The organism is Pontibacter sp. LHS2, assembly GCF_058932845.1.
In genome coordinates, this window is the sequence record NZ_JBZYWG010000002.1 from 767,291 (window position 1) to 794,106 (window position 26,816).

The window sequence follows — 26,816 nt, forward strand, 5'->3', positions numbered from 1 at the left end:
CAGACTTTAGGTTAGCATTTGCGAAACTTGCGAATGACAGAAACAGAAGAGCACTGATCAGTGCTGTATAAAATTTTAATTTCATTAGCAGTTTGTTTAAGGTGAGAACATTATCTATAGCAATATTACAGTAAAAATATATATTAAAAAACTAATTAATCATATTTTTTACAATCATATTACCAAAATAGATTTTTATATAAACAGATAAGCATGTGAAACGCCTGCAAAATCTAAAACAAGATTGGTTTAGAATCTTAGACTCCAGAAATATTAGATAGACAAGAACCCACCATTTGGTTGAGCAGGCTGGCAAGGAGAGAGACATGTAAAACTGAAATCAGATGCCTGGAACTCTGTTAGGCACATTGAATCGGACGCCATTGACGGTCACATTACGCTCCAAAGCTGCTAACTGAAGGCTAAGCGCCACTTGGCTGGCCATATTGTGACTTTCGATGCCAGATAAGAAAAGTGATTGTTGACGGCCGCCATGCAGGTCAAAAAGCACACAGTGATCGCTGAGATGTATCGCCGCAATACCGCTCCAATCCAGGTTATATTCCCTGCTGTAGAAGTTGAGTCTGTAGGATATTTTAGCAGGCGATATAGCTACGAAGGCATTTTTGAGCGGAATTTTGTCTAGACCAAGCACTAGCAGGTACAACCCTACGAAAGCAATCACAATGGCAGCACTACCCCACAACCAGCGTGCCTCTTCCACCAGTATGAGATTGTAAATTAACGCTGACCCTCCCCCACTAGCCATAAACAGCCCCAACCAAAGCAGCCGGTCTTTGATCCTACGCAGTTGTCGGGCTGTATAAAGACTGATGTACATGAAAGCTGTATTGTGTTGTAGATTACAGCAAGGCATAACAGAAAAGAAATGTTTAACGCAGCTGTAAGGGAAGCATTAAAATTGAATTAAAGATAAATACGCTTGGCTTAATTACAGGTTTAATTTTAATCAAAATTAATTAAACACAATTCCCCTTCACATGGATAGTGTCGCTCTATGATAGATAAAACTGCTGATATAATTGGCCTAAAGTATAACAACAGGGCTTAGGCAAGCAAAAGAAGAGAAGTCTATACCTTCAGGGGTTGGAAGAAAGACCAATGGGAAAATTGGTAAGTAATTAGGTACAGATAGAGTTGTGACGAACAACAGTTGATGCTACATACTGACCTGCTGTGCACTTACCGGCACCTGATTTACTTCTACATGCTGCTGTATGGCTGCCAGCTGTATGCTCACACTAACATGATTTGCTATTTCAGGGCTTTGGATATGACCAAGACGCATGGTCAGTTGCCGGCTGTCTTTCAGCTCAAATACAAGCATATGTTCAGATGCCTGTATGCTGTCTATGGCATCCCATTGGATGATGTGCTCCGCACCGTACAAAGTAAGGCGATAGGCAATGCGCTCCGGCGTCATGGAGAAGTAAGCATCTTTCAACCGGAGGTAGCCGGCCCCTACGGCGAAACCCAGCAGGCCGATTGTGCTGACCACAAGTGCTCCGCCAGCCCAGCCCCAACGAATTTCCTCACGGGCCACGAACTCACCGATCAAAGCAGAGAGTCCACCGCATAGAAGTAGTATACCTGCCCAGAGCAAGACTTGCTTTGTTCTTTTAAGTTCTTTGTTAGGGTAAAGGTTTACATACATAACGCTAGTTTTGTGTCATCTCAATAGCTATATCCCTCGCAGTTGCAACCTGAACCAGCTCCTCCCGGACACGCTGCAGGGTTTTCTCGTGATTCACCGCATCAAGAGAAATGGCGTGCTGCTCGCCGTTCTTCAGTTCAAACTCCAGCATGTGGCTGCCCAGAACAATGCGCTCTACTTCTTCCCAGTCAAAATCGTGCTCCCGTTGCATAAACCCAAGCCGGTACCGTATACCTGATGCCGAGAGGGTAAGGTGACGCTGATAACCCGGATTGTGATCAAGCCACACGGATGCCATAAAAAGACAGAAGGGCAGCAAGCTAAACAGGTACAGGAAGGTCATGGCTGAATGGAAATCCCGCACAGCAATAAGCTGGTAAAGCAGCCAACCGTGCAAAACCACTGATAGCAAGGCGAGTACAAACAGCAGGCGCTCCATCTGCGACCTGATGCCATAAGGTTTGGAAAACAAACGTACGCTAATGCCGGTGTGCTGCATTGTTAGGTATAGCTTTAAGAAATCAATATACTAATTATTACATAGTTACCAAACAAATTCATACCAAAACATTTAAACAGGGCTATATTAAAGGCATTTAGTATATTGAAAGCGCATAAGCATAAACGATGAAAAAAAGCTATACCCTCTTACTGGCCCTCACCGCTTTTGCGGCTTGTCGTCAACAGCCTCAGCAAAGCGCAGCGGTAGCTACCGATACACCGACACAGCAAATCAACAAGTTCTCTGACGCGACCCTGCGTGAGCTCTATACCTTGCAGGATGAGCGCAAAACGACGGAGCTGCTCAGCTTCCTCAATCACCCCAAGCCGCAGTACCGCCGGGAAGCAGCGCTAGCCTTTGCCTCGGTACAAGACACACTGGCCATTCCGCAACTCCTGATATCCCTTTCAGACACCAGCACCGTAATCCGGACAGCGGCTGCTTACGCACTGGGTCAGATCGGGCATAAAAAAGCGCAACAGGCTATGATCCGCCACCTGCAACAGGAGCAGCGCCCGGCTGTGCAGGCGGAAGTATTGGAAGCCCTCGGCAAGCTGGCTGACAGCGGCGGCCTGAACTTTCTGGTGAACTATCGGGCACCCAATGAAACAGCGCAAGCTGGGCAAGCCTGGGGATTGTACCGGGCTGGTTTGCGTCAGATCAGCAGTACGCAGGCCGTGGAACGGGCAATACAGTGGCTCACTGAAAGTAAGTCCTATGAAGTTCGTCTCGCAGCCGCTCATTTGCTGGCCCGCACCCCGAAGCTTGACCTGACGCCTTACCGCCAGCAGATGACGACCGTGGTTACATCAGATGAATCAGCGGATGTGCGTATGGCAGTGGCCCAGGCTTTTTCTAAAGTGAACGCCCGTGACAAAGCGGCGCTACTATCGGGTATCGTGCAAAGCGACCCTGATTACCGGGTGCGCCTGAGCGCGATCCGCTCCATGACAGGGCTTGAGTTCGAAGAAATAGACGAGGCTATCTTAGCTGGCCTGACCGATCAGAACATCAACACGGCAGTGGCTACGGCGGAATTCCTGCAGGCCAATCATGCTGGCGTAAGCAGCAATACACTTCGCAAAGCCCTCACCCAGGTGGAAGATGGCCGTGTACGGGCCGGTCTGATCTGGGTGATTTTGCGCAACAGCCCCGATAAAGCCAAGCTGAGCCAGGAGTACCAGCAGCTATACCTGCGCACCGAGAACCCATACGATAAAGCGCATTTACTCAAGGCGCTCTCAGCTGACTATGGCAACTACCAATTTATCGCTAAGGAAACCTTTGCCGCTTCACAACCGGTGATCGGCACGTATGGCATGGAGGCACTCTCCGCCATGCGCCAGCAGGCCGATTTTCCAAAGTCGATGGAGCAAGACTTCGCCGGCATTTTTAAACAAGGCATAGCCTCCGGTGATGTATCCCTGGTAGGCCTTGCCGCCGGCGTGATCCGTAATCCGAAGCTCAACTTCCGGGAGACCTACCGCGACCATAGCTTCCTGACCGCCGCGCAACAGAAACTGGTATTGCCGCGCGACATGGAAACCAATATTGAACTGCAGAAGACCATCGATTACCTGAGCGGCAAAGAGCAATCCGAAACCCCACAAAATCCCTTCACACACCCAATAGACTGGCAGCTTGTACAGACGATTCATCCTGACCAGCAGGTGGTGATCGAAACCGAGAAAGGTGTTATCACACTGGAGCTGTTTGTTGAAGAAGCCCCGGGTTCAGTGGCTAACTTTGTGGAGTTGGTAAACAAGCAGTTCTTTGATGGGCTTTACTTCCACCGAGTGGTGCCAAACTTTGTGGCGCAGGGTGGCGACAAGCGTGGCGATGGCTGGGGTAGTTCCGACTACTCTATCAGGTCAGAGTTTGCACCGCTGCATTACCGTGAAGGTTATATAGGCATGGCCTCTGCTGGAAAAGACACGGAGAGTAACCAGTGGTTCATCACCCACTCTCCTACTCCGCATCTGGACGGCCGCTACACTATCTTCGCGAAAGTGATCGAGGGCATGGATGTCGTGCATCAATTGGAGGTAGGCGACAAGATCCGGCAGGTAAGTTTGATTCTGCGTGCTAAAACACGCTAAAACTGTAAGAGACAGGTACAAAAAAAGCGGCGACCTTCATGTAAGGCCGCCGCTTTTATATGAAACGAAGTTTTAGAATCGCTCCATTGGCTGTTCTTCTAGTTTCTGCAGTTGACCCCATTGCGGAATTAGCTGCTTAAACTCTTGTAGCAGTGCTTTGCTTCGGTCTTTGCCATACCATCCATGCAGCTTCTCTACAAATTCTTTATAATCTACGTTCTGGGCTTTCATCTCCGTGAAAAGCTGCTGTGCAGGCGCTGGTCGTGGCCCCCAGGTCCCGAGCTCCTCCAGCGTTATGGCGTCGAGGGCGATGAGCTTTGGAATAGAGCGGCCTCCGTTTGTCAGGTAGGCGTCCATTACTTCCGGGTTTTCGTCACGCAAAAGCAGTTTCACTTCAATTAGCGGTGAGGCATCGGCTATTTTCACTAGGGCCGGTACTGTTTGGGCGGCGTCACCGCACCAGGCTTCTGTAATGATCACCCAGATCATCTTGTTCTGCACGCTCAGCATCAGATCCACGAGTTCGTTATCAAGCACGGTGGTTTTTTCGACGCGACGCATACGCTGGGCATTCATACGGGTATACTCCACCATAGCTTCGGAATGGTTAGTGCCTGTGGTTTTGTTCTCCGCCAGCAGTGTGTCAATTAATTCGCGGTATTGTGTATAAGTCATGGCTTTCGCCAAGTGTTCATTCGTAATTACTGTGTTAGACATAGTCTCTGTGATCATAATTTTTGGTTAAATATTCTCGGAACTATATATTAACAGTCAGATGTTCGCATAAGTTCCTTTACCTTGGGAGCCCCCGGCAGACTTCCCTTTTGTTTTACCCCGTTTGCACCGAATTGTTTGCATTTTCTGTCAAGCGCTTTGCAGAATCGGTCAAGTATACCTGCAGATTAACACCCCATCTTTGCAGTATAACAAATCAATTAACACTAACACAATGAGCAAATTGGATAAAAATTTTCTTGTGCTTGGTGCAACGGGTAGCATTGGTTACGCTTTTGCTCAGGTACTTCTCGCACGGCAAGAGCAGGTAACCATTCTGGTGCGGGATCGTGATAAGGCATCCCGCCTCTTTGGCAAGCAAACCGGGCTCACCATTGTGCAGGGCGATGCGCAGGACAAAGGCCTGCTACTGGAACTTGGCCGCCAGGCTACGCATATTTTCCACGGTATTAACTACCCCTACGACAAGTGGCAAGGCAACATGGAGCGTGTTACCCAGCATGTGATAGCAGCAGCGGCGGCCAATCAGGCTACTATCCTTTTTCCGGGCAATGTGTACAACTACGGTAACCTGCCCGAGATAAAAGAAGACTCCCCCATGCAACCGCATACCCGAAAAGGGGAATTGCGTGTAAAGTTAGAGCAACAACTCTCACAGGCAGCCCAAGAGGGAATTTGCCGCGTGCTGATCGTGCGCCTGCCGGACTTCTGGGGTCCCAATGTCATGAACGAAGGTATAGCTCCGATCTTTAGAGCGGCGCTGCAAGGGGATGCAATGCCCTGGCTTTACCGCAATGACATCCCGCACCAACTCGTCTACACACCGGATGCTGCCCGCGTCTTTTATGAATTGCTCCAAATAGAGCCAGACCTTCCTTACCAGGTATACAATTACGGTGGCGAGGTAGTGCCTAGCATAAAAGCATGGCAAACGCAACTTGCGGAATCCGCAGGCAAAAAGCCTAAGCACAAACTGCACAGCAAATGGCTGTTCAAAACACTTGGCCTGTTCATGCCCATGATGCGCGAGATCGCCGAAATGGGCTACCTGTGGGAGAACACCATTCTGCTGAACGATGAGAAGTTCCATCGGACCCTGCCCGATTTCAGCCCAACGCCAATGTCAAAAGCCATCGCCGACACCCTGGCCTGGTTTAGAAACGAGCAGAGTGTTCCGGTCAGGGAGTCATCGGCCTCGCCTGCGGCTTAGTACTCCCCGTATGACTTCTCTCCAGCCTCAATCATGATGGGCAGAAAGTTCTGACGCGGAGGCAGCGGACAAGTCGCATAGGACACAAAGTCGCAGGGCGGGTTGGAGGCTTTGTTGAAATCAAGCACCGTAGTACCGTCCGCTCCAGGCTTGTCAGCGTAGAGGTAGCGGCCAGCGCCATAAGTTTCGATGCCGTTGGTTTTGTCGGCGAAGATGATAAAAAGCTCCTCTCCTTCCCACAATGCATCCAGCTGATACTGTTGCCCATTCAGGGTAAAGATCAGCGTGCCTGGTGACTCCATCATGGAGGTTTGCCCCACGATATTGGTGATGGCGATCTGCTTCGGGGTGGGGTGTGCAACAAAGCTAGCCTTCACACGCCAATCAGCCTTCACAGGGAAGCGCTTAATCCCTTTGAAGTGCACCAGCGCATCGTTTTGCAGGTCGCGTAGCCGTATGCCATACCTGTGGCCACGCTTGATCACAAACCAGGTAAGTGAACCGTGCGTGAGCTTTGGCACCGAGTCCATCCCGGAGGTGTAGAGCAGCGTCTCACTAACAGGTTTACCCTTTTGCAGTACCTCTACTCCCGGATTGATACGGGTGGTCACCGTGTCGCCCTGCAGCCTGATGATGCCAGCCCGACCCGGGATCTTGCCTTCCGGGAAAGTCAGGCTGTTGTCGGGGCCACTGCCGAAGGTATTGTCCCCCTCCTGCAACCAAAACAATCCGGCTAGTGTCAGCCAACCATCCGGTGCTTTCAGCATTGCCTCCCGCTCCTGGTGCCACTTGTCTACACTGGCTACATACTCCGGAGTTGTTACTGTTATAGTGTTACCAGAGCGATCAAACTCAGTGCAGCCACTTACAAATGATAGAGAGATAAGCAGTAAACCAGTAACAGTAAAAGATAGTGATCGGAGCACGGGAGTTAGCTGAGTAAAATATGCGATTCTGCTAATTTAATAAAAAATATTGGCCAGACATAGCGTTTCGGCAATTTGAAGGGGAAATCAGGCTTCGGCTATGCTTTGCCGATAGAGCTGCGGAGGTAATCCGGTCCACTTCTTAAACGAACGGCTGAAGGCGCTTGGCTCTGAAAAACCAAGCAGGTAAGCGACGTCTGCTACGGTATGGTGCCCGCTCCTTAAGTGCTGCTGGGCAAGCTCCTGCCGCACGCTGTCCAGTACCCGCTGGTAGGTCGTCCCCTCTTCACTCAGCTTCGCCTGCAACGAGCGCACACTCAAGGCCAGACTACGGGCTACGCTAGTCACATTGGGCTCCTCGCCTTTCAGCTGCCGGGCCAGCTCACGCTGCACACGCTCTGTCAGCGAGCGGGGTTCCTTTAGCCGCTGCAGATATTCGTTTGCATATTGCTCAAAGAGCAGGTTAAGTTCAGGATTAGCACTCACCACCGGCTGCTGCAGCCACTTCGCATCGAATACAAAACCACTGTAGACGGTCCCGAACTCCAGCACTGTAGTACTTCCAAACAAGCGGTGGTGCTCCTGAATGCTGTCAGGCTGCGGATAGGCAAACATGACTTTATGGAGGGGCAGCTCCTGCCCGATTAGCGCCTCAAAGGCATTTTTGTAGATCACCATTTCGCTGTCAATCGCATACCGGGGCTGGTGCAGCGCCGGGCTCACAACTTCCAGCAGCACATGTGCCTCCTGTCCCCGCACCTGCAGACTGGTCCGTATACCTTCACACACAATATCCTGGTACTTGCAGAGCTTTCGCAGCGAGTCGTGCAGGGTTGGTGCGTTCATCATGACATAGGCGATTATACCTGCTGAGGTAGGATTTAGTGCCTCACCCACATGCAGGGCCAGGTCAGGGTTGGCAGTGGCATTCACTGCCGCCTGCCAGAGGTCCACCATCTGGGCAATGGTGATGCGACCGTGCACATCCTGCAGCTGTTCCGGTTCTATACCTGCCGCGGCAAGCAAGACCTCTACATTCTGCCCTTGCAGCCTAAGTACATGCAGTATCAGGTTGACAGAACTAGCACTTAAGGTATGGTCAGTTGCTGACATAGTTTCTATTCTAAGAACCGAAGTTACACAATATCCTAAACAGGTAGGACACAACTAAAGCAATAATTATTGATCTAAAATTTTGCATTTTCATTTAGGTATTTAGATATTTAACTAAATACCTAACAAGACAGTGAACAAAGTATTCAAGGCACTAAATGACCAAACCCGAAGAGAGATTCTCAACCTGCTAAAGAAGAAGGATTTGACGGCTGGCGACATTGCGGAGGCTTTTCACATCACCAAGCCCAGTATTTCGCATCACCTCGATATACTGAGCCAGGCAGAACTGGTTACCTCTCAGAAGCAAGGGCAGTTTGTCCTCTACTCGCTGAATACCACGGTGCTCGACGACCTAATGAAATGGATCATTACACTTAAAGGAGACAGCAGAGTTAACCAAGCAATTGAATCATAAAAAGGACTTCGTCAATCTAATCAGGTATAGCATGAACAAATTCTTCCTCACCCTTTGCCTATCACTACTATGCGGTGGCGCTGCCATTGCTCAGCCAACCACCCTTGGACAGCTTGAGGGTAGCTGGAACGGCACCCTGGAGGCGGGCGGTAACAAGATCACAATTGTTTTTCATTTGAGCAGCTCAGAGAACGGACAACTCACCGCCACCATGGACATACCGCTGCAGGGCGTCAAAGGAATGGCTATACCTGAAGCCAGACTCATACAGGACAGTTTATACCTGCGTATACCTACAGGCGGCATCGAGTATGCTGGCAAACGAACCGGCCCGGAGTCCATAGAGGGAAACTGGAACCAAAGTGGTATGGCCTTTCCACTAGCCTTGACTAAAGGAACAGTGGCCGAAGTGCGCCGCCCGCAGACGCCCACGAAGCCTTACCCTTATAAGGAGCAGGAAGTAACAGTTGAGAACAAAGCGGCAGGTATCAAACTGGCAGGCACTCTGACTATCCCTGCCGGCAAGGGGAAGCACCCGGCTGTTATCCTGTTTACAGGGTCCGGCGCACAGGACCGCGATATGACGCTGTTGGGTCATAAGCCTTTTCTGGTGCTGGCTGACCACCTGACCCGTCAGGGCTTTGCTGTGCTGCGCCTCGATGACCGTGGCGCCGGCAAGTCGGGCGGTAACCCCACCATGGCCACTACCCAGGACCTTACCTCGGATGCGCAGGCGGCCTATACCTTCCTGAAAACACACCAACTGGTGAACCCGAAGAAAATAGGCCTGTTAGGTATAAGCGAGGGCGCCCTGATTGCGAGCAGTGTTGCTGCGGCTAACAAAGATGTGGCCTTTGTGGTGCTGATGGCCGGTAACGCAGTACCGGGCACCGAACTGATCCTGCAACAGAACGAGGCAATTTATAAGGCAAGCGGTATACCTGACGCGACGCTGCAAAAGCTGCTAAAGCTCAGAGAGGCTCAGTTTAAAATCGCTACAAGCGAAGCCGACCTGTTTGAAGCGTCCCAACAGGTCCGGACACTGGAGCGGGAGGCGAAAGCCACGATGACAGAAGCAGAGAAGCAGCAAATCGGCTTGACGCAGCAGGGGGAAGACCTGATGGTTGCCCAGCTCAGCAGCCCCTGGTTCCGCTACTACCTGGCTTATGACCCGGCTCCTACCCTACAGCAATTGAAAATGCCCGTGCTTGCCCTCAACGGCAGCAAAGACCTGCAGGTACCTGCTGCCACAAACCTGGCCGCCACTGAAAAAGCCTTAAAAGCGGCTGGCAACAAGCGCTACACGATCAAAGAATTACCGGGCCTCAACCATATCTTCCAGACCGCTGACACCGGCCTCCACACCGAGTATGCCAGCATAGAAGAGACCATGGCACCCGTGGCGTTGGAAACGATTAGCGCATGGATGAAAGGGATCGTTAAGTAATGCACGTGACCCTCCGAGAAATAGTGCCAGCGGATGCAGTGATGCTAGCACAGCTTTCAATGCAATTCGGCTACACCGTGTCAGCCGAGGACATGCAACAGAGGGTAGCTCAGGTACTGGTTCAGCGAGACCACTGCGGATTTGTGGCACTTTCGGGCAATCAGGTTGTCGGGTGGATTCATGCTTTTTACACCTTTCGCCTGGAGTCCGCTCCTTTTATAGAGATCGGGGGCCTAGTGGTGGATGCAGACTTCCGACGACAAGGTATAGGCCAGCAGTTGGTAGAGCAGGTAAAGGTATGGGCCACTGAAAAATCCGTTGGCAAGCTTAAGGTGCGCTGCCATACAAAACGACTTGATACCCACAAGTTCTACCTGCAGGCCGGTTTCACTGAAAGCAAGGAGCAAAAAGTATTCGACTTCATTCTCTGAACAGTTTTGCCTGATTTATTATCCCGGAGCCCGAGGAGTTTAGCTATATCCCGCAGGTCCGGCCTGAGCTGGTTGTAACATAATTCAATCTCAACATAATTCAAGCTCAACTTCACGAATTTTCTGCCCTCCATTTACCGGGTACATTTTTTAGCGCACCGAACAGACACGGCTGGTAGAAAACTTGCGTATTATCCTTCCAACATACCTACCTACACGCAAAAACTTGCGTAAGTATAAAAATCACCAATCATAATACAATAAATCATGTCTTCAAAAAAGATCATCACTGTATTTGGTGCAACAGGAGCTCAGGGAGGCGGAGTTGCACGTGCTATATTGCAGGACAGCGGCAGCGAGTTTACAGTACGTGCTGTAACCAGAGATCCTGACTCAGCTAAAGCCAAAGCCCTGGCCGATATGGGAGCCGAGGTGGTAGCCGCAGACATCGATGATAAGGAGAGTATGAAACGGGCATTGGATGGTGCTTATGGCGCCTATTTTGTTACATTCTTCTGGGCACATTTCTCCCCCGAAAAGGAGTATGATGAGGCCAAAAGTATGGCGGAGGCGGCCAAAGAAGCCGGACTGCAGCATGTGATCTGGTCTACCCTGGAAGATACCCGCCAATGGGTACCGCTCAATGATGACCGTATGCCAACGCTGCAGGGGAAATACAAGGTACCGCACTTTGACGCAAAAGGCGAAGCCGATCATTTCTTCACAGATCTGAGCGTGCCCACCACTTTTTTAAGAGCATCCTTCTACTGGGACAATTTTGTGTATTTCGGCTTAGGTCCTAAAAGAGGGGAAGACGGCAAGCTATACCTGACACTGCCCATCGGTGACAAGAAAATGGCAGGTATAGCAGCCGAGGACATCGGCAAATGCGTCTATGGCATTTTTAAAAGAGGAGACAACATGATAGGCAAAACTGTAGGTGTCGCAGGTGAGCACCTGACAGGCCAGGAGATGGCAGACGCATTTACAAAGGCACTTGGACAGGAAGTCATCTATAACAGCATATCACCTGAGACCTTCCGCAACTTCGGCTTCCCTGGAGCCGATGATCTGGGTAACATGTTCCAGTTCTACCGTGACTTTGAGGAAGTATGCAACCAGGTTCGTGATGTTAGTTTTTCAAAAGAACTTAATCCTGAGCTAAAGTCATTTGGTGAGTGGCTGGCTGAAAACGCCAAACGTATTCCATTGGAGCAAGAATCGGCTTCATAAGCTGGGCAAAAGCTGGAGTCGTGATTTCAATAAGACCAAACATCTAGTCCGTGATATGAGTTAACTGTGTATGAAAGCAATTATACTACTCGGAACACTCAAAAAAGAAGGGATGTCCAACACAGAGGTTCTTTCTGAATTTCTGGCAGGCTATTTCAAGAAGCAGGACATCGACTGCACCATCATCAAACTGGTTGACCACAAAATACCGGCAGGCACCTACAGCGACATGGGCGAAGGTGATGACTGGCCAGGTATACTACAGCAGATACTCTCATCAGACATTATTGTATTCGCTACGCCAATCTGGTGGAACAACCAATCATCGGAGATACAAAGGGTAATTGAGCGGCTCGATGAACTCCATGACGAAATTCTGGAAGGGAAAAAATCGAAGCTGGAGGGTAAAGTAGGTGGCATCGTGATCACCGGGGACTCTGATGGTGCGCAGCACGTGATCGCCAACGTCAGCAATTTTTACAACGCCATCGGAATAGTTCTTCCGCCATACGCCTCATTGTCGGTGCTTTGGGAAAAACAGGCTAAAGGTGAAAAGCCTACCCGCGAAGAGCTTTTAAAAAAATATGAGGAGGACTATGCCAGCACAGCGGAAAGCATGGTCAAACAGATGCTTCGTTACCTTCCGAAATCCTCTTCGTAAGGCTTGCTCTGTCCTCCTGTATTAAGTAAGACTGGCGCCGTATGTGATCGTATGGGGGATACCTGCGGTCAAGTCTAAGACAGGCGTTGCATCCGGATACAGCTCAAATGCCGTCTCTCCAACAGGTGCATCAGTAAGCGACGCCTGCTGAATCAGATCCTGCAGCTTATCTGCAGCCCTCTTCATGTTAATGGGGCACAGATAGGTCAGGAGCATGAAGTACTCATCTTTTCCTTCCCCTATGTACAGGTACAGGTTATGCGTTTTTTCTCCAAAGTATTCTAGCGTACGGGTTTCAACATGCTTTATATCAGCAAGTGGAAAGGAAGCTTTCACAGAGCCGTTTAGCTCGATTAGTTTTATGATCATGGGCCTATGCTGACAAATATATGATGAACCTAGGCAGTGGCTGAGTTGCCGAACAGACTGCAGTTTAATAAAATTAAAGCAGAGCTAATAGCCCCCCTCCATTTATTCCTTACACTACATCTATAAATAGCCTACGCAGAGACAGCTAAATAGCTACAAACAAAATGCCGTTAGCCACCACTCAGGATGGAATAGGCCATATAGTTCAGTGCGAAGAATTTTAGCTCATGCAGAATTTCTCTATAAATACTTGATGCTTACACTCAGCAAAAACATTTCCAGAAAAATGTTTTTGCTACGTATTGATTCATTCCAGCCTCTTATTTAAAATTAATCTAAATAACTCTTGCCTATTTATAGACGCCATATTAGCTTTGCTGCATATTTATATTTAATCTAAATAAACATATTATTGATATGTACCTCAGACTAAACTCTAAAATGCTGACGATTGCAGGCCTTGCGGTATGCGCCCTCTTCTCCTCTTGTTCTAAGGACGAAGATGATTCCCCATCTTATACTGTTCCGCAGACCTATAACTTTGAAAACGTAAACTATTCCGGCCAGACAGACCGTATCAGCATGCTGACCGAGCTTGACGGTTATGTCAAAACAGGTAACAATGGCGCACGTCTCGACGCGCAGAAAATGAAAAACATGTATGCCAATGTGAACGCTCCCTTCTCAGAGGCTAGACTGAACACATCAGGCAAGCAGCTCAAGGACAAGACAATCTTATCTGCGCAGTCTTTGTTTGACAGCTATTTCGAGAAAGCCGCCACTGCCAGTATTTCTGGTTCTGCTGGCACTCCGGCTCTGAGAGGCGTAGCCGGCATTCTGACCACTGCTGAAGGCACAAAATACTTAGTAGATGACAAAGGCGTAGAGCCAGCTCAGATCATCCAGAAAGGTCTCATGGGCGCTGTGTTCTATTTCCAGGCAGTAGAGTCGTATTTGACTGAATCCAAAATAGGCGCTGCCGTAGACAACACAACTATTACAACAGGCGAAGGCACTAAAATGGAACACCACTTTGATGAAGCCTTTGGTTACTTCGGTGCTCCTACAGACTTCCCTTCCAACCTGAACAACCTGAAGTTCTGGGCCAACTACAGCAACAAGGTAAACCCAAGCACAGGCAGCAACAAAGCCATGATGGATGCCTTCCTGAAAGGTCGCGCTGCTATTTCTGCGAAGGATATGAAAGGCAAGGATGAGGCAGTTGCCACTATTCGCACGGAGTGGGAGAAGCTCGTAGCAGCATCAACTATTCTGGAGTTGAACCTGGCCAAAACGCATATTGCCGATCAGGCCAAGAAGAGCCACTACCTTTCAGAGGCTATGGGCTTCCTGATAAGTCTCAAGTTTAAGTCTGACCGCAAGATCACTGACGCACAACACCAGGAGGCTATGGCTAAACTGGGTACTAATTTCTATGACACTACTGCTGCAGACATAAACGCAGCCATCAATATCATCAGTGCTGCCTACAACATGGACAACATCAAGTCTCAGTTGTAGTGCATGAACTGCCCTATAGCATATAACCTTTAAACCTGACAGCAGCCATGGCAACCTAATGCCTTGGCTGCTGTTTTTGAGCTTAAATACCATGACCGCACTAAAAAACTACACATTCGCCGCTGCGCTGGCCTGCCTAGGGATACTGTCCGGCTGCGGCTCCAACGATGGCGACTCCGGTCCTAAAACTGAGTATGATCGTCAGGCGATGCTTGCGAACTATGCCGACAACCTGATCATTCCAGGTTACCAGAAATTCAAAACGGAGGCAGGTGAGATGGCTTCTGCTGTTACGGCATTTACGGCCAGCCCTACTGCCACCACACTCGCCGATGCCCGCAAAGAGTATCAGGAGGCATACCTGGCCTGGCAGGAAGTGAGCGCCTACGAATTTGGGCCAGCCGATGAACAGCTGCTACGCAACAACCTGAATATCTACCCAACTACTACCAACCAGGTAGAAAACAACATCAGCAGTGGCAGTTATAATCTGCAGACCACAGCGAATATGTCTGCCAAAGGCTTTCCGGCCATGGACTACCTGCTGTATGGCCAGGCAAGCGATGCAGCTATTGTAGACCGGTTCACAACCGCTACTAACGCTGCCAATCGCAGAAAGTACCTGCAGGACATCACTAACCTGATCAAAGAGGCAGCCGACGCTACCCATACCGCCTGGACGACAGGCAATACGGCCAAAAATTTCAAAGAAACAGGAGGAACAGCCGTGGGCAGCTCTATTGGCAACCTGGTTAACCAGTTTAACTTTGAAGTAGACCTGACAAAACGCGCCAAGGTAGGCATCCCATCGGGCAGGTTCTCGGCTAACACGGCAATTCCAGACAGAGTAGAGGCCTACTACAGCAATACATCACTAGCCTTGCTAGAGCATAATCTCCGAGCGCTGAAGGCGACCTTTATGGGCCAGTCAGCTTCAGGCGCAAATGGCCCGGGGCTAGATGACTACTTGGACCATGTAGGCGCTAAGTATGCCGACAAGAATCTGTCAACGGCCATCATACAGCAGTTTGATGCTGCCCTTGCCGCAGTAGCTGCTGTGCCAGCCCCGCTTTCACAGGCGGTTACCAGCAATCCCCAGGCTGTGACCAAGGTATATGACGAGCTGCAGAAGCTGATCGTGCTTACCAAAACCGATATGCCCGCTGCACTGGGTGTGACCATTACTTACACAGACAACGACGGCGACTAATTAACCATAGTATGCTTCAAAACCTGAAAGCACGGCTTACAGCCCCTGTCTCTGCCGCTCCGCTGGCAGTTTTCCGCATCATCTTTGGCGGGATGATGCTGGGCAGCATTGTACGCTTTATGGCTAAAGGATGGGTGCACGACTTGTATGTGGCGCCCAAGGCATACTTCCCTTTTTATGGATTTGAATGGGTAAAGCCATTAGGCGAGACAGGGATGTATATCCTGTTTGGCCTAATGGCTTTTTCAGCGCTGGGCGTTATGCTCGGGCTGTTTTACCGCTGGTCGGCTGTGGTTTTCTTTCTCAGCTTTACCTACGTCGAGCTCATCGACAAAACCAATTACCTCAACCATTATTACTTTGTCAGCATCGTGGCGCTGCTAATGATTCTGGTGCCGGCGCACCGCCACTTTTCCCTGGATGTGCTGCGCAGGCCGCAGCTGTGGGTGAGCCAGGTGCCGCGCTGGACCGTGCTGATCTTTCAGCTGCAGTTGGGGCTTGTTTACTTTTATGCCGGTGTGGCCAAGCTGAACGCCGATTGGCTGTTCGAGGCGATGCCGCTGCGCTACTGGCTGCCGGCCCACACGCACCTGCCCCTGATCGGCCCCTTGCTCGACGAGGTATGGGTAGCTTTCGTGTTCTGCTGGTTCGGCGCTTTTTACGACCTGACCATTCCCTTTTTCCTGAGCTGGCGCAAAAGCCGCCCGCTTGCATACCTGACGGTGGTGGTGTTTCATGTACTTACAGCGGTGCTCTTCCAGATCGGCATGTTCCCTTACATCATGATGCTGAGCACGCTGATTTTCTTCTCCGCCGGCTTCCATGAAAAGATACTCAAAATACTTCGGGGTATAGCCAAGGTAAAGCCGTCCGAAACCACGATATTTGCACCCGTTTTCAGACCGGCACAGGGTATACTGCTCAGCCTCCTGGCACTGCACTTCTTAGTACAGATACTGCTGCCGTGGCGCTTTTTGCTATACCCTGACAAGCTGTTCTGGACGGAGCAGGGCTACCGCTTTTCGTGGCGCGTGATGCTGATGGAGAAAGCTGGTACGGCCTTCTTCTATGTGCGGGACCCGCAGACCGGGCAGGAGACAGAGATCCATAACCTTGATTATCTGACAGTAAATCAGGAGAAAATGATGGCCACGCAGCCCGACATGCTTCTCCAGTTTGCCCACATGCTGCGCGACGATTTCAAGTCCAAAGGCATAGCGGCACCTGAGGTGCGTGCCGAAGCATATGTCACCATGAATGGGCGAGGCAGCCGCCTGCTGATTGATCCGAATTTCAACCTGGCAGCTGCAACGGATGACTTCCGGCACAAGCACTGGATTTTACCTTTTGAACCAAATGCGCTACAGCCAGAAGCTGTGGGGCAGCTAGAATAATTATGCGCTTTACGCTCTCTATCTTATTCCTATTAGGCAGTCTGCAACTTACGCTGGCCCAGACCTATCATATTGGTGGCACCATTCTGAATGCCGCCACCAAAGGAGCCGCCCCTGAGGCCGAAGTGCTGCTGGTGAACAACGGCAGCATTACGAAAGCCGATGCCAAGGGAAACTTCCTCATCAAAAATCTTCCGGCCGGCACCTATACCCTCACCGCTTATAGCATTGGGCTTGGTAGCCAGACCCAGCAGGTGACCATCAGTGACGCCAATGTCACTGTGCAATTCGAATTAAAGCCCTTAGAGGGAAAACTGCGGGAAGTCAATGTGAAAGGAGAACGCGAAAAGACCTTCGGCATCACCCGCTTGAACTCTGTAGAGGGTACTGCCATCTATGAAGGCAAAAAAAGCGAGGTCGTGGTGTTGAATGACATCACAGCCAATAAGGCTACCAACAACAGCCGTCAGGTATTTGCCAAAGTGGCCGGTCTCAACATTTGGGAGAGCGACGGAGCCGGCCTGCAGCTAGGTATAGGAGGACGTGGCCTGAGCCCGAACCGTACCTCTAACTTCAACACCCGCCAGAACGGCTACGATATTTCCGCCGATGCCCTCGGTTATCCAGAGAGTTACTATACTCCACCGACTGAAGCGCTGGACCGCATTGAAGTGGTGCGCGGCGCGGCATCGCTGCAATATGGCACTCAGTTCGGCGGTATGATCAACTTTGCGATGAAAGAAGGTCCGGAAGACAAGCCGTTTGAGCTGACCAGTCGCCAGACTGTAGGGTCATGGGGTTTCCTGAACACCTTCAACAGCATTGGCGGCACCAAAGGCAAGTTCCACTACTACGGCTTCTACCAGTACAAGCGCGGCGACGGCTGGCGCGAGAACTCGGGCTTTGACGCCCACACTGCCTTTGGCTCCGTGCACTACAAACCAAACAACAGGCTGGAACTGGGCTTCAACTATACCTACATGGACTACCTGGCGCAGCAGCCGGGCGGACTGAGAGACATAGATTTCAACCAGAATGCGCGCCAGTCGGTGCGCGACCGCAACTGGTTTAAGGTGAACTGGAACCTGCTGGCCCTGACCTTGGACTACCGCGTGAGCGACCGCACCAAGATTAACGTGCGCAATTTCGGACTGCTGGCCCAGCGCGATGCGCTGGGCTTCATGGGCAAGATCAACCGACCGGACGACATCACACAACCGCGTCTGCTGTTGCAGGATCAGTTCAACAATTTTGGAAACGAAACACGCCTGATCCACCGCTATGATCTGGGAAAATCTTTCTCGACGTTACTGGTCGGTGCCCGCTACTACCGTGGCTTTACCGACCAGCAGCAGGGTGACGGTTCCACAGGATCAGACGCAGACTTCCGCTTCTATTCTGAGACGGGAGCTCCGAACGCATCTAACTACGATTACCTGAGCCGCAATGCCGCCCTGTTTGCGGAGAACATCTTCAATATCACGCCTAAGCTGAGTATTACCCCAGGGGTGCGCTATGAATGGATCAATACCAATGCTGAAGGAAGCTATCGAAATGTAATGGCCGACCAGGCGGGCAATATCATCTATGATGCTATAGTACCGGAAGAGCGAAAGAATACGCGCAATGTATTGTTGATGGGCGTTGGGCTGAGCTACAAACCTTCTGAGCAAATGGAGGTATACGGCAACTTTTCACAGAACTACCGCGCCATCAACTTCAATGACATGCGTGTGATCAACCCGAACCAGTTTGTGGACCAGAACCTGAAAGACGAATCGGGCTACAGCGCCGACCTGGGCTTTAGGGGCAATGTGAGCGGGGTACTAAACTATGACGCCAGCCTCTTTTACCTGGCTTACCAGGACCGCATTAATTTTCAGAATATAGAAGGTACTACCAACCGCATCCGGACAAACGTAGGGGACTCGCGCAACCTTGGCATAGAGACCTTTGCAGAGGCTGACTTACTGAAGCTGTATTATGGCCATGACCACCCGACCAGCCTTTCAGTTTTCTCTAATGTAACCTTGGTAAACACCAGGTATAGCAGCCCCCAGAAAGATATTGATGGTAAAAAGGTGGAACTAGCCCCGGCAGTCATCGCCAAAACGGGTCTCTCCTTTAAGCGCAACAGTTTTAAACTAGCTTACCAGTATGCCTATACTGCAAAGCAGTATACCGATGCGCCAAACTCTGTGCTGGAGCCAACCGCGGTGGTGGGAGTCATCCCTGCCTACTGGGTAATGGACCTGTCGGGTAGCTATACCTATAAGCGTTTCACGCTGGAGTCCGGCATCAACAACCTGGCCGACAACCGCTACTTCACGCGCCGCGCTACGGGCTACCCAGGGCCGGGTATTATCCCTTCAGATGCCCGCAATTACTACGTGACGTTGCAGTTCCAGCTATAAATACAGGTATAATCAGCCGGTACTTATTAATTTTAGCCTATATTTGACCAACCTTAAAACAAAAAAATTATGAACTTCAAAAAGCTGATCTTACCTGCCCTTGTAGCGGCAGCGCCTTTCTTCTACTCGTGCGGGGAGGAAACTACAGATGTAGTTGAATCTGGTACTTACCAAGGGGTAGTACACGAAGTAGAAGCAGATAAGACTGAAATCTATGTGAAAACAGATGATGACAAAATGCTGGAGCTGTACTTCACAGAGAACACGACCCTGACACATGGTGGTGAGACAGTACCGTTTGAACACCTGAAAGAAGGTGGCCGCGTAGAAGTACAGGTAGAGAAGGTAGGAAATAGACTGGACCCTATCGCCGTCAAAATATTGGAATAGCCTTTATAATGGAACCAACCTCTTGGCGAACGGAGCTCTGGCACCCGCTCTCACTGCACTTCCCGATAGCACTGTTGCTGTTTGCCACAGTAGCCAAAGTGGTAGCTGCTGTGATAAGAGGTGAGCAGCAGCTCTTCTGGCAGAAGGTTGGTTCCTTATTACTTTTCGTGGGTGTCGCCACCGTCTGGATAGCCGTGTATACCGGCGATATGGCAGAGGGCATCGTGGCACGAAAGATCTGCGACCCCACCGTGCTGAAACGCCACGAATCAGCCTCCCTTAACCTGGCTTGGCTCTTTACAGCGGCTGTAGCCCTGCAACTGCTCCTTTCATTAAACTTAATTAAGGTATACCTGAAAGCACTGCGCCTGCTCACGCTTCTCCTTATGCTCGCAGGCTCAGCTTACCTTATCTACGCCAGTCATCTGGGGGCGCAAGTGGTATACGAGCAGGCTGGCGGTGTCAACGTGCCTGCCTCCGATTGTGCGGGATACTAATCTTTTCTGACTTAACATTTTTTCACGGTACCGGGTCATAGCCACTCCCGCCCCAGGGGTGGCACCGGCCAATTCGCTTAAGCGCCAACCATCCTCCTTTAAAAGGGCCATGCTTGTTTACGGCACCAAGGGCATAGGCGGAACAGGTAGGCGTGTAACGGCAAGTAGCTGGCTTTAAGGGAGAGATCATATTGCGGTAAACCCAGATAAGGGCCAACAGTAATTTTTTGAAAAGCCAGGTCATGGTACGGTTTTAGTGTGCTTTTATTTGCCGAACAACTGTTAGGTAACGCAATTTTTAAATAAATTTGTCACAGTTTAACTAATCTAAACAAAAATTCATGTTAAAAAGAATCCTTTCACTCCTTCTTTTAGTCTCGCTTTGCGTGCCCTTCGCCAAAGCAGACGAAGGTATGTGGCTGCCGATGCTGATCAAGCGCCTGAACCACGCTGACATGCAGAAAAAAGGCTTGCAGCTGACTGCCGAAGAAATCTACAACGTGAACAACTCCAGCCTCAAGGACGCCATTGTGCAGTTCGGTGGCTTCTGCACGGGTGAGTTCATTTCCCCTGAAGGCCTATTGCTGACCAACCACCACTGCGGTTACGGCCAGATCCAGTCGCACTCTACTCCTGAAAAAGACTATTTGACCAACGGCTTCTGGGCCATGGACCGCAAGCAGGAGCTTCCAAATGAAGGCCTGTTCGTGGACATCCTGGTACGTATGGACGACGTAACTGGCAAAGTGCTGGAAGGCATTGATAACAACATGCCGGAGAAAGAGCGTCTGCAGCTTGCTTCGCAGCGTGCGCAGGCTATCGCCAAAGAAGCCAGCGACAACGGTCAGTATGTGACGTACGTGCGCGACTTCTTCAACGGCAACGAGTACTACCTGTTCGTGTACGAGCGCTTCAACGACGTGCGCTTGGTTGGTACGCCTCCATCTGCCGTTGGTAAGTTTGGTGGCGACACCGACAACTGGATGTGGCCACGCCACACAGGCGACTTCGCAATGTTCCGCGTATACATGGCGCCAGACGGCAAGCCAGCTGCTTACGCTGCGAACAACGTACCTTACAAGCCAAAGCACCACCTCCCAATCAATATCGGCGGTGTGGAGCAGGACGACTTCGCGATGGTATTCGGTTTCCCGGGCCGTACGAAGCGTTTCATGACCTCCGAAGGGCTGGTTCTGGATGTAGAGCAGCTAAACAAATCGCGTATCAAACTGCGTGATAAGAAGCTGGCCCTGTGGAAAGAAGACATGGACAAGAGCGATGCAACCCGCATCCAGTATGCCTCTAAGTATGCTTCTACTGCCAACTACTATAAGTACTCTATCGGCCAGAATGAAGGCATCAAGCGCATGAAGACGGTAGAAGGCAAGCGTGCCGATGAGAAGAAATTCCAGGCTTGGGCTGACGCCAATGCAGAACGCAAAGCCATGTACGGCACCGCCCTGAACGACATGAACGAAGCCTACAAAGAGATCGAGAAGTATAATCTTGGTTCTGTATACCTGAACGAAGCGGTACTGGGCACAGAAGCTCTGCTGTTCGCTTACCGCATGACGCCAGTTTTCAATGCATTGAAATCAGGCAACGCTGACGCTGCTAAAAAAGCGGCTGAAGACCTGAAGCCAAGAGCTGATGCTTTCTTCAAAGACTACAACATGGCTACAGACAAGAAAGTGTTTGCCGCTATGATGAAGTTCTACCACGAAGACATCGCCAAAGACCAGCAGCCAGAGGCTTTCAAACAAATGGTAGCGAAGTATAAAGGCGACTTCAATAAACTGGCTGACCATGTGTACAGCAACTCTTTTGTGGTGAACAAGCAGAAGGTAGACCAGTTCCTGAACAACCCGACGCAGAAGCAGCTGGCTAACGACCCGGCTTTCTCCCTGGTAAACTCTATCATGGAGCATTATCAGCAGAACATCGCCCCTAAGTTGGGTGAAAGCAATGCCAAGCTGGCTCGTGCGAATCGTCTGTATGTAGCTGGTCTGCGTCAAATGAACCCGGACAAGGTATACTATCCGGATGCTAACTCTACTATCCGTCTGAGCTATGGTTCAGTGAAGAACTACCAGCCTCACGATGGCGTGACGTATGATACCTTTACTACTTTGGAAGGTGTAATGCAGAAAGAAGACCCGAACAACGAGGAGTTCATCGTGCCGGCAAAACTGAAGCAGTTGTACGAAGCTAAAGACTATGGTCGCTATGCTAACAAGGACGGCGAGCTGATCGTGAACTTCATCACCGACAATGACATCACAGGTGGTAACTCTGGTTCTCCGGTGATCAATGGCAAAGGTGAGCTGATCGGTCTGGCCTTCGACGGCAACTGGGAAGCCATGACAGGTGACTTGGTGTACGACCCGGATTACAAGCGTTGCATCAACGTGAGCGCCAACTATGTGCTGTTCATGGTGGATAAGTACGCAGGTGCTTCTAACCTGATCAACGAGATGACGATCGTAAATACTAACAGCCCAGGCCCAGCTGACACTGGCGTAGCTGCTGGTGCTGCTAGCAACAACGGCTCTACTCAACTTCTTAACGCTGCCATCGAAGAAGCGAAAGCTGATCTGGCCGCTGGTAAGAAGTCAGTAAAAGTAAAGAAGAAAGACGGCAAAAAGTCTGCGACAGTAGAAGTGAAAAACTAAGCTGAGTCTTTCTAAACTGAATAAAGCAAAGGCGCTGGGGTATTCCTCAGCGCCTTTTTGTTTATCCGAATCAGGATTTGCAGGATTAAAAAGAGGCCTCTGCCCCATGGATTTTCAGGATTGATAATATCAATTCATTCAACTTTAGATTTGCTACCACAATCACACACCCCAAGGTATATCAATCCTGCTTATCCGAAAAAAATCCTAAAAATCCTGATTCTGACAAACCCTCCTACTACCCCCTCGTACATAGCACTTTAGCTATAAAACGACTCTGCATGGGATAACGCAACTTCTACGAAACAAACTTAATTTTCTTCTTCTCCTCTATCTGCCTTGCCTCGTACAGGCGCAGGCTGATGTGCCTGCGGGTGCACGTGCCGCTGCGCTGGGCAATGCCTCCGTTACGCTACCTGACCTCTGGGCGCTCAACAACAATGTGGCAGGTATAGCTAGTCTGGAGCAGGCGCAGGTCGGGGCTTATGTCGAGAACCGCTTCGGCGTTCGGGCTTTTTCGACGGTGGCGCTGCAAGCGGTTTATCCTACTACTAGGTATGGCAATTACGGACTGAGTCTAAGCCGCTTCGGCGATGAATTGTTTAGTCAGCAGCATGTGGGCGTAGGTATAGGCCATAAGCTCGGGCAGTTCAGCCTGGGAGGGAAAGTGGACCTGTGGCAGGTGGCTGCCGAAGGATATGGCAGTCGCAAAGCGGTGGCGCTTTCGGTGGGCGGACAGGCGGAAGTGGTGCCGGGACTTTACTTCGGAGCCTATGCTTACAATATTAACCAAGCCAAACTAGCCGAGTTTGACGACGAACGCTTACCCACTGTCATGAAAGCGGGCCTCGGGTATCGCCCATACCAAAAACTCCTTTTACTCGCCGAAACCGAAAAACACATTGACTATCCTGCCAACTTCAAGGCAGGCATAGAGTACCAGCTTTTGCAAGAAAAAGTGGCCCTGCGTACTGGCTTCAGCACGCTCACTAATCGGGCTACCTTTGGCCTTGGCTTTCGGGCGCGTCACCTCTTCGCCGATTATGCTTTCGGTTCTACTACGTTACTGGGCCAAAGCCATCATTTGTCGCTTTCCTATACCTTCCAAAAGTAAATGCAGATGAAGCAAGGTATAGCGACTTTCCTCCTGTCCCTTTGCATTTGCCTATCACTGCGGGCACAGGACTACCCACGGCAAACCTTCGATTTCGACCTGTTCGTACAGGAGCTCTTTGCGCAGCAGGAAGACGAGAACGTGCCCTACGAGGACTTCTATGAAACGCTTTTCCAGTACTTCCAGCGTCCCATCGACCTCAACCGTACCACACCCGAAGAACTGGCCTCGCTCTACATTCTGTCCCGTTCCCAGATTGCTTCGCTCTTCCGACATATCAACGAAAACGGCCGTTTGCTGAGCATTTATGAGCTGCAGTCTATACCTGATTTTGACCTGATCACCATTTACAAACTCGTGTACTTTGTACGGGTGGATGATGCAGGTCTCAACGCTGACCAACGACAGTTATTGCAGCGCATCGTGGGCGAGGATAACAACGCCTTGATCATCCGCTATGAGCGTACCCTGCAGCAACGCCGCGGTTATACCCCGATCGACACCGCCAGCCGCTCCCGTACACGCTACCTTGGTTCACCAGACAAAGTACTGATGCGCTACCGCGTCAGCCATACCCGTGACTATAGCCTGGGCTTTACTGTTGAGAAAGATGCTGGGGAGCAGTTCATTTGGGACCCCGACACCCGCCGCTATGGCTTCGACTTTTACTCGGCACACTTGCAGCTCTACAACAAAGGAAAATTCAAATCGATTGCTTTGGGCGATTACCAACTGCAGTTCGGACAGGGACTGCTGCTATCATCGGGTTATACCGTGGGCAAGGGCAGCGAAACCATCACAACAGTCAGCCGACCGAACATGGGTATACGGCCTTACAGTTCGGTATTGGAGCACGCTTTTTACCGAGGGGCTGCTGTGACCTATACCTTGGGAAGAGTGGATGTAACAGGCTTTGTATCGAGCAAGCGGGTGGATGCCAACCTGCAGGCACAACTCGACACGCTCGATAACTTCGGAGATTTCTTTACAGGTATACAGACCTCGGGCTTCCACCGCACCCCAACCGAACTGGCTAACAAAGGCCGGGTACGGGAGCAGACCATCGGGGGAAATGCGACTTACCAGAGCCGCAACCGCACCTTACTAACAGGGGTAACAGCGATGGCTACTACCTACAGCTCACCCATTCAGAAAGCGGGTCTGCCCTACCAGCGTTTCGAATTTGGAGGAACAAGCAATTACAACATTGGCACCAACTACGCATATACCTGGCAAAACGTATACCTGTTCGGCGAAACGGCTATATCCAAGAGCGGCGGCATGGGCACTGTGAATGGTTTGACGGCCAACCTCTCCAACAAAGTGGAGCTGGCCATGCTGTATCGCTACTACGCCCGGGATTTCCATACCTTCTATGGCAATGCTTTCAGCGAAAACACCCGCAACATCAACGAGCAGGGCTTCTACACAGGCATCAAAATAAAGCCTTTTCCGAAATGGGAGCTGACGGCCTTCTATGACCGCTTCCGGTTCCCATGGCTGCGTTACCGGGTAGACGCTCCCTCGTATGGCGATGAATACATGATGCGCCTCTACTTCCGGCCGAATCGTCAAAGCTCCCTATACGCCCAGTTCCGTGCCGAAAGTAAAGGCCGCAATGTCACCGATAATATCACCAGCCTAGACTATGTGGGACAGGCAAATCGCAAGAACTATCTGTTGTACTATGAATTCACGCCCACGCCAGTTGTAAACTTGCGCTCACGTGTGCAATTCAGCAGTTTTGAACTGGAGTCGCCGCTGACTACGGGGTACTTTATTTCTCAAGACATCAACTTCAATTTCAACAAAGTGCGCCTGAGCACCCGCTACGCCATCTTTGACACCGATAATTACGACACGCGCCAGTACGCCTTCGAGCGAGATGTATTGTACGCCTTCTCTATACCTGCTTTTAGTGGCAGAGGCACTCGGCTATACGCCCTGTTACAATTCAGGCCTATGCGTCGAATGGATGTGTGGGTAAAATATGGCCTCACGCATTACCGCAACCAGCGTACGGTTGGTTCTGGACTGGAAACGATTGAAGGCCCCCGCAGGTCGGATATCAGGGTGCAGACGAGGTATAGGTTTTAACTTTCTTTCTCTTTTAACTGTACCTGCAATGGCCTGCAGCTCTCCTTGGCGGTGGCACTAACCAGACTACCTTTTCTATCAAGTTCCAGATGGCAGCACTCTACAAAAAGCTCTTTCAATTTCTCCCTGCCACGCTGCACCCGCGACTTAGCTCCTGAGTAGGACATTCCCAGTCGCTCCGCAATCTCTTTCTGGCTAATGCCCTCTATTTCGCTCAAGCGTAAAGGCTCAGCATACTCAGCTGGAAGCATGTTGATAAGGGGCAGCACAAGGCTTTCGGAATCTTGCTGACTGGCCGTCTCCTGGCTAAAGTGTTCCTCTAGTTTACTCTCATCTTCAATCGGCATACTGCGGCCCTGCTCGCGGTAGTAATCATACACGGCGTTGCGGGCTATTTGATAAAGCCAGGCATTTAAATTGCGCACATCGGGTAGCTGTTCGCAGTTTTTGTAAAGCTTCACATAAAGCTGTTGCAGTATGTCGTTGGCTTCGTCTTTGTCGCGGACACGCTTCAGCACAAAGCTGCGCAGTTTGGCCTCATACTCCAGGTATACTGGCGCTACCGCGGCGCAGGTATCTATTGAGGTAACTAACTGATCGCCTGAACAGGTATGGCAGCTTTTATTTTCCATGGCGCAACGATTTTAACGATAGTGTGCAATTACATCCACACATCAATTTACGAAGA

At 50.5% G+C, this 26,816-nt stretch carries 25 protein-coding genes; 16 read left to right on the plus strand and 9 right to left on the minus strand.

Annotation, left to right across the window (positions count from 1 at the left end; translation table 11 throughout):
* Positions 1–340: 340 nt before the first annotated feature.
* From AC5FX6_RS11935 to AC5FX6_RS11945, 3 genes are all read right to left on the minus strand, one after another.
* Positions 341–841 (minus strand): hypothetical protein, encoded by a 501-nt coding sequence (locus AC5FX6_RS11935; protein ID WP_493597280.1) that lies wholly within the window; start codon positions 839–841, stop codon positions 341–343.
* Positions 842–1,180: 339 nt separating this feature from the next.
* On the minus strand, positions 1,181–1,675 hold the full coding sequence (locus AC5FX6_RS11940) for a hypothetical protein (protein WP_493597281.1): 495 nt from the start codon (positions 1,673–1,675) through the stop codon (positions 1,181–1,183).
* Between the two features lie 4 nt (positions 1,676–1,679).
* Complete coding sequence (locus AC5FX6_RS11945) at positions 1,680–2,174, minus strand: hypothetical protein (RefSeq protein WP_493597282.1); 495 nt, start codon at positions 2,172–2,174, stop codon at positions 1,680–1,682.
* Between the two features lie 128 nt (positions 2,175–2,302).
* Between AC5FX6_RS11945 and AC5FX6_RS11950 the strand changes: the two genes are divergently transcribed.
* Positions 2,303–4,276: a peptidylprolyl isomerase gene (locus tag AC5FX6_RS11950; protein WP_493597283.1), complete on the plus strand. Its 1,974-nt coding sequence runs from the start codon at positions 2,303–2,305 to the stop codon at positions 4,274–4,276.
* A gap of 72 nt (positions 4,277–4,348) precedes the next feature.
* On the opposite strand, the gene AC5FX6_RS11955 is transcribed toward AC5FX6_RS11950, so the two are convergent.
* Complete coding sequence (locus AC5FX6_RS11955; protein ID WP_493597284.1) at positions 4,349–5,008, minus strand: thioredoxin family protein; 660 nt, start codon at positions 5,006–5,008, stop codon at positions 4,349–4,351.
* A gap of 217 nt (positions 5,009–5,225) precedes the next feature.
* Here AC5FX6_RS11955 and AC5FX6_RS11960 point away from each other — a divergent pair, with 217 nt between their 5' ends.
* Positions 5,226–6,221: an NAD-dependent epimerase/dehydratase family protein gene (locus AC5FX6_RS11960; RefSeq protein WP_493597285.1), complete on the plus strand. Its 996-nt coding sequence runs from the start codon at positions 5,226–5,228 to the stop codon at positions 6,219–6,221.
* Here the strand turns inward: AC5FX6_RS11960 and AC5FX6_RS11965 are convergent.
* Together AC5FX6_RS11965 and AC5FX6_RS11970 are read right to left on the minus strand one after the other, a co-directional pair.
* Positions 6,218–7,147 (minus strand): DUF1684 domain-containing protein, encoded by a 930-nt coding sequence (locus AC5FX6_RS11965; protein WP_493597286.1) that lies wholly within the window; start codon positions 7,145–7,147, stop codon positions 6,218–6,220. The genes AC5FX6_RS11960 and AC5FX6_RS11965 overlap by 4 nt on opposite strands.
* An 87-nt stretch (positions 7,148–7,234) precedes the next feature.
* Entirely contained in the window at positions 7,235–8,260 is a 1,026-nt protein-coding gene (locus AC5FX6_RS11970) for an AraC family transcriptional regulator (RefSeq protein WP_493597287.1), read from the minus strand.
* A gap of 133 nt (positions 8,261–8,393) precedes the next feature.
* Here AC5FX6_RS11970 and AC5FX6_RS11975 point away from each other — a divergent pair, with 133 nt between their 5' ends.
* The 5 genes from AC5FX6_RS11975 (at position 8,394) to AC5FX6_RS11995 (ending at position 12,450) form a co-directional block, all read left to right on the plus strand.
* A complete protein-coding gene (locus AC5FX6_RS11975; RefSeq protein WP_493597288.1) occupies positions 8,394–8,678 on the plus strand; it encodes an autorepressor SdpR family transcription factor in 285 nt (94 codons plus the stop codon).
* A gap of 31 nt (positions 8,679–8,709) precedes the next feature.
* Positions 8,710–10,125 carry an alpha/beta hydrolase gene (locus AC5FX6_RS11980; RefSeq protein ID WP_493597289.1) on the plus strand — a complete coding sequence of 472 codons (1,416 nt, stop codon included), beginning with the start codon at positions 8,710–8,712 and terminating at the stop codon, positions 10,123–10,125.
* A complete protein-coding gene (locus AC5FX6_RS11985) occupies positions 10,125–10,556 on the plus strand; it encodes a GNAT family N-acetyltransferase (protein WP_493597290.1) in 432 nt (143 codons plus the stop codon). Before AC5FX6_RS11980 ends, AC5FX6_RS11985 begins: the two co-directional genes overlap by 1 nt.
* Positions 10,557–10,823: 267 nt before the next feature.
* On the plus strand, positions 10,824–11,789 hold the full coding sequence (locus AC5FX6_RS11990) for an NmrA/HSCARG family protein (RefSeq protein ID WP_493597291.1): 966 nt from the start codon (positions 10,824–10,826) through the stop codon (positions 11,787–11,789).
* Positions 11,790–11,859: 70 nt separating this feature from the next.
* On the plus strand, positions 11,860–12,450 hold the full coding sequence (locus tag AC5FX6_RS11995) for a flavodoxin family protein (RefSeq protein ID WP_493597292.1): 591 nt from the start codon (positions 11,860–11,862) through the stop codon (positions 12,448–12,450).
* 21 nt (positions 12,451–12,471) lie between these two features.
* Here the strand turns inward: AC5FX6_RS11995 and AC5FX6_RS12000 are convergent, their stop codons facing one another.
* Positions 12,472–12,819, minus strand: a complete 348-nt coding sequence (locus AC5FX6_RS12000; RefSeq protein WP_493597293.1) for a hypothetical protein — start codon at positions 12,817–12,819, stop codon at positions 12,472–12,474.
* A 417-nt stretch (positions 12,820–13,236) separates the two neighbouring features.
* Between AC5FX6_RS12000 and AC5FX6_RS12005 the strand changes: the two genes are divergently transcribed.
* The 6 genes from AC5FX6_RS12005 to AC5FX6_RS12030 all read left to right on the plus strand — a co-directional run bounded on the left by AC5FX6_RS12005 (position 13,237) and on the right by AC5FX6_RS12030 (position 20,245).
* Positions 13,237–14,340, plus strand: coding sequence for a DUF4856 domain-containing protein (locus AC5FX6_RS12005; RefSeq protein ID WP_493597294.1), 1,104 nt, complete (start codon positions 13,237–13,239; stop codon positions 14,338–14,340).
* A 91-nt stretch (positions 14,341–14,431) separates the two neighbouring features.
* Positions 14,432–15,550 (plus strand): imelysin family protein, encoded by a 1,119-nt coding sequence (locus tag AC5FX6_RS12010; protein ID WP_493597295.1) that lies wholly within the window; start codon positions 14,432–14,434, stop codon positions 15,548–15,550.
* 11 nt (positions 15,551–15,561) lie between these two features.
* Positions 15,562–16,944, plus strand: a complete 1,383-nt coding sequence (locus tag AC5FX6_RS12015) for an HTTM domain-containing protein (protein WP_493597296.1) — start codon at positions 15,562–15,564, stop codon at positions 16,942–16,944.
* A gap of 2 nt (positions 16,945–16,946) precedes the next feature.
* Entirely contained in the window at positions 16,947–19,358 is a 2,412-nt protein-coding gene (locus AC5FX6_RS12020; protein WP_493597297.1) for a TonB-dependent receptor domain-containing protein, read from the plus strand.
* 69 nt (positions 19,359–19,427) lie between these two features.
* Positions 19,428–19,748, plus strand: coding sequence for a hypothetical protein (locus tag AC5FX6_RS12025; protein WP_493597298.1), 321 nt, complete (start codon positions 19,428–19,430; stop codon positions 19,746–19,748).
* An 8-nt stretch (positions 19,749–19,756) separates the two neighbouring features.
* Positions 19,757–20,245, plus strand: a complete 489-nt coding sequence (locus AC5FX6_RS12030; RefSeq protein ID WP_493597299.1) for a DUF2231 domain-containing protein — start codon at positions 19,757–19,759, stop codon at positions 20,243–20,245.
* A 22-nt stretch (positions 20,246–20,267) separates the two neighbouring features.
* Here AC5FX6_RS12030 and yidD read toward each other — a convergent pair whose 3' ends face one another.
* Positions 20,268–20,489 carry a membrane protein insertion efficiency factor YidD gene (yidD, locus tag AC5FX6_RS12035; protein ID WP_493597300.1) on the minus strand — a complete coding sequence of 74 codons (222 nt, stop codon included), beginning with the start codon at positions 20,487–20,489 and terminating at the stop codon, positions 20,268–20,270.
* 97 nt (positions 20,490–20,586) lie between these two features.
* Between yidD and AC5FX6_RS12040 the strand changes: the two genes are divergently transcribed.
* The 3 genes from AC5FX6_RS12040 (at position 20,587) to AC5FX6_RS12050 (ending at position 26,128) form a co-directional block, all read left to right on the plus strand.
* Positions 20,587–22,917, plus strand: coding sequence for a S46 family peptidase (locus tag AC5FX6_RS12040; protein ID WP_493597301.1), 2,331 nt, complete (start codon positions 20,587–20,589; stop codon positions 22,915–22,917).
* A gap of 364 nt (positions 22,918–23,281) precedes the next feature.
* On the plus strand, positions 23,282–24,031 hold the full coding sequence (locus AC5FX6_RS12045; RefSeq protein WP_493597302.1) for a PorV/PorQ family protein: 750 nt from the start codon (positions 23,282–23,284) through the stop codon (positions 24,029–24,031).
* Positions 24,032–26,128: a ComEA family DNA-binding protein gene (locus tag AC5FX6_RS12050; RefSeq protein ID WP_493597303.1), complete on the plus strand. Its 2,097-nt coding sequence runs from the start codon at positions 24,032–24,034 to the stop codon at positions 26,126–26,128. It abuts the gene before it with no gap.
* Here AC5FX6_RS12050 and sigZ read toward each other — a convergent pair.
* Positions 26,125–26,760 carry an RNA polymerase sigma factor SigZ gene (sigZ, locus tag AC5FX6_RS12055; RefSeq protein ID WP_493597304.1) on the minus strand — a complete coding sequence of 212 codons (636 nt, stop codon included), beginning with the start codon at positions 26,758–26,760 and terminating at the stop codon, positions 26,125–26,127. The two genes, AC5FX6_RS12050 and sigZ, sit on opposite strands and share 4 nt — an antisense overlap.
* Positions 26,761–26,816 lie beyond the last annotated feature (56 nt).

Excerpts from the sequence above, each read along its gene's own strand:
- AC5FX6_RS12030 (WP_493597299.1), top strand. The coding sequence starts at position 19,757 with ATGGAACCAACCTCTTGGCGAACGGAGCTCTGGCACCCGCTCTCACTG.
- AC5FX6_RS12015 (WP_493597296.1), top strand. The coding sequence starts at position 15,562 with ATGCTTCAAAACCTGAAAGCACGGCTTACAGCCCCTGTCTCTGCCGCT.
- AC5FX6_RS11960 (WP_493597285.1), top strand. The coding sequence starts at position 5,226 with ATGAGCAAATTGGATAAAAATTTTCTTGTGCTTGGTGCAACGGGTAGC.
- AC5FX6_RS11945 (WP_493597282.1), bottom strand. The coding sequence starts at position 2,174 with ATGCAGCACACCGGCATTAGCGTACGTTTGTTTTCCAAACCTTATGGC.
- AC5FX6_RS11990 (WP_493597291.1), top strand. The coding sequence starts at position 10,824 with ATGTCTTCAAAAAAGATCATCACTGTATTTGGTGCAACAGGAGCTCAG.
- AC5FX6_RS11970 (WP_493597287.1), bottom strand. The coding sequence starts at position 8,260 with ATGTCAGCAACTGACCATACCTTAAGTGCTAGTTCTGTCAACCTGATA.
- AC5FX6_RS11955 (WP_493597284.1), bottom strand. The coding sequence starts at position 5,008 with ATGATCACAGAGACTATGTCTAACACAGTAATTACGAATGAACACTTG.
- AC5FX6_RS12040 (WP_493597301.1), top strand. The coding sequence starts at position 20,587 with ATGTTAAAAAGAATCCTTTCACTCCTTCTTTTAGTCTCGCTTTGCGTG.
- sigZ (WP_493597304.1), bottom strand. The coding sequence starts at position 26,760 with ATGGAAAATAAAAGCTGCCATACCTGTTCAGGCGATCAGTTAGTTACC.
- AC5FX6_RS11995 (WP_493597292.1), top strand. The coding sequence starts at position 11,860 with ATGAAAGCAATTATACTACTCGGAACACTCAAAAAAGAAGGGATGTCC.
- AC5FX6_RS11985 (WP_493597290.1), top strand. The coding sequence starts at position 10,125 with ATGCACGTGACCCTCCGAGAAATAGTGCCAGCGGATGCAGTGATGCTA.
- AC5FX6_RS12050 (WP_493597303.1), top strand. The coding sequence starts at position 24,032 with ATGCAGATGAAGCAAGGTATAGCGACTTTCCTCCTGTCCCTTTGCATT.
- AC5FX6_RS11950 (WP_493597283.1), top strand. The coding sequence starts at position 2,303 with ATGAAAAAAAGCTATACCCTCTTACTGGCCCTCACCGCTTTTGCGGCT.
- AC5FX6_RS11980 (WP_493597289.1), top strand. The coding sequence starts at position 8,710 with ATGAACAAATTCTTCCTCACCCTTTGCCTATCACTACTATGCGGTGGC.
- AC5FX6_RS11935 (WP_493597280.1), bottom strand. The coding sequence starts at position 841 with ATGTACATCAGTCTTTATACAGCCCGACAACTGCGTAGGATCAAAGAC.
- AC5FX6_RS12005 (WP_493597294.1), top strand. The coding sequence starts at position 13,237 with ATGTACCTCAGACTAAACTCTAAAATGCTGACGATTGCAGGCCTTGCG.
- AC5FX6_RS12010 (WP_493597295.1), top strand. The coding sequence starts at position 14,432 with ATGACCGCACTAAAAAACTACACATTCGCCGCTGCGCTGGCCTGCCTA.
- AC5FX6_RS12020 (WP_493597297.1), top strand. The coding sequence starts at position 16,947 with ATGCGCTTTACGCTCTCTATCTTATTCCTATTAGGCAGTCTGCAACTT.
- AC5FX6_RS12025 (WP_493597298.1), top strand. The coding sequence starts at position 19,428 with ATGAACTTCAAAAAGCTGATCTTACCTGCCCTTGTAGCGGCAGCGCCT.
- AC5FX6_RS12000 (WP_493597293.1), bottom strand. The coding sequence starts at position 12,819 with ATGATCATAAAACTAATCGAGCTAAACGGCTCTGTGAAAGCTTCCTTT.
- yidD (WP_493597300.1), bottom strand. The coding sequence starts at position 20,489 with ATGACCTGGCTTTTCAAAAAATTACTGTTGGCCCTTATCTGGGTTTAC.
- AC5FX6_RS11940 (WP_493597281.1), bottom strand. The coding sequence starts at position 1,675 with ATGTATGTAAACCTTTACCCTAACAAAGAACTTAAAAGAACAAAGCAA.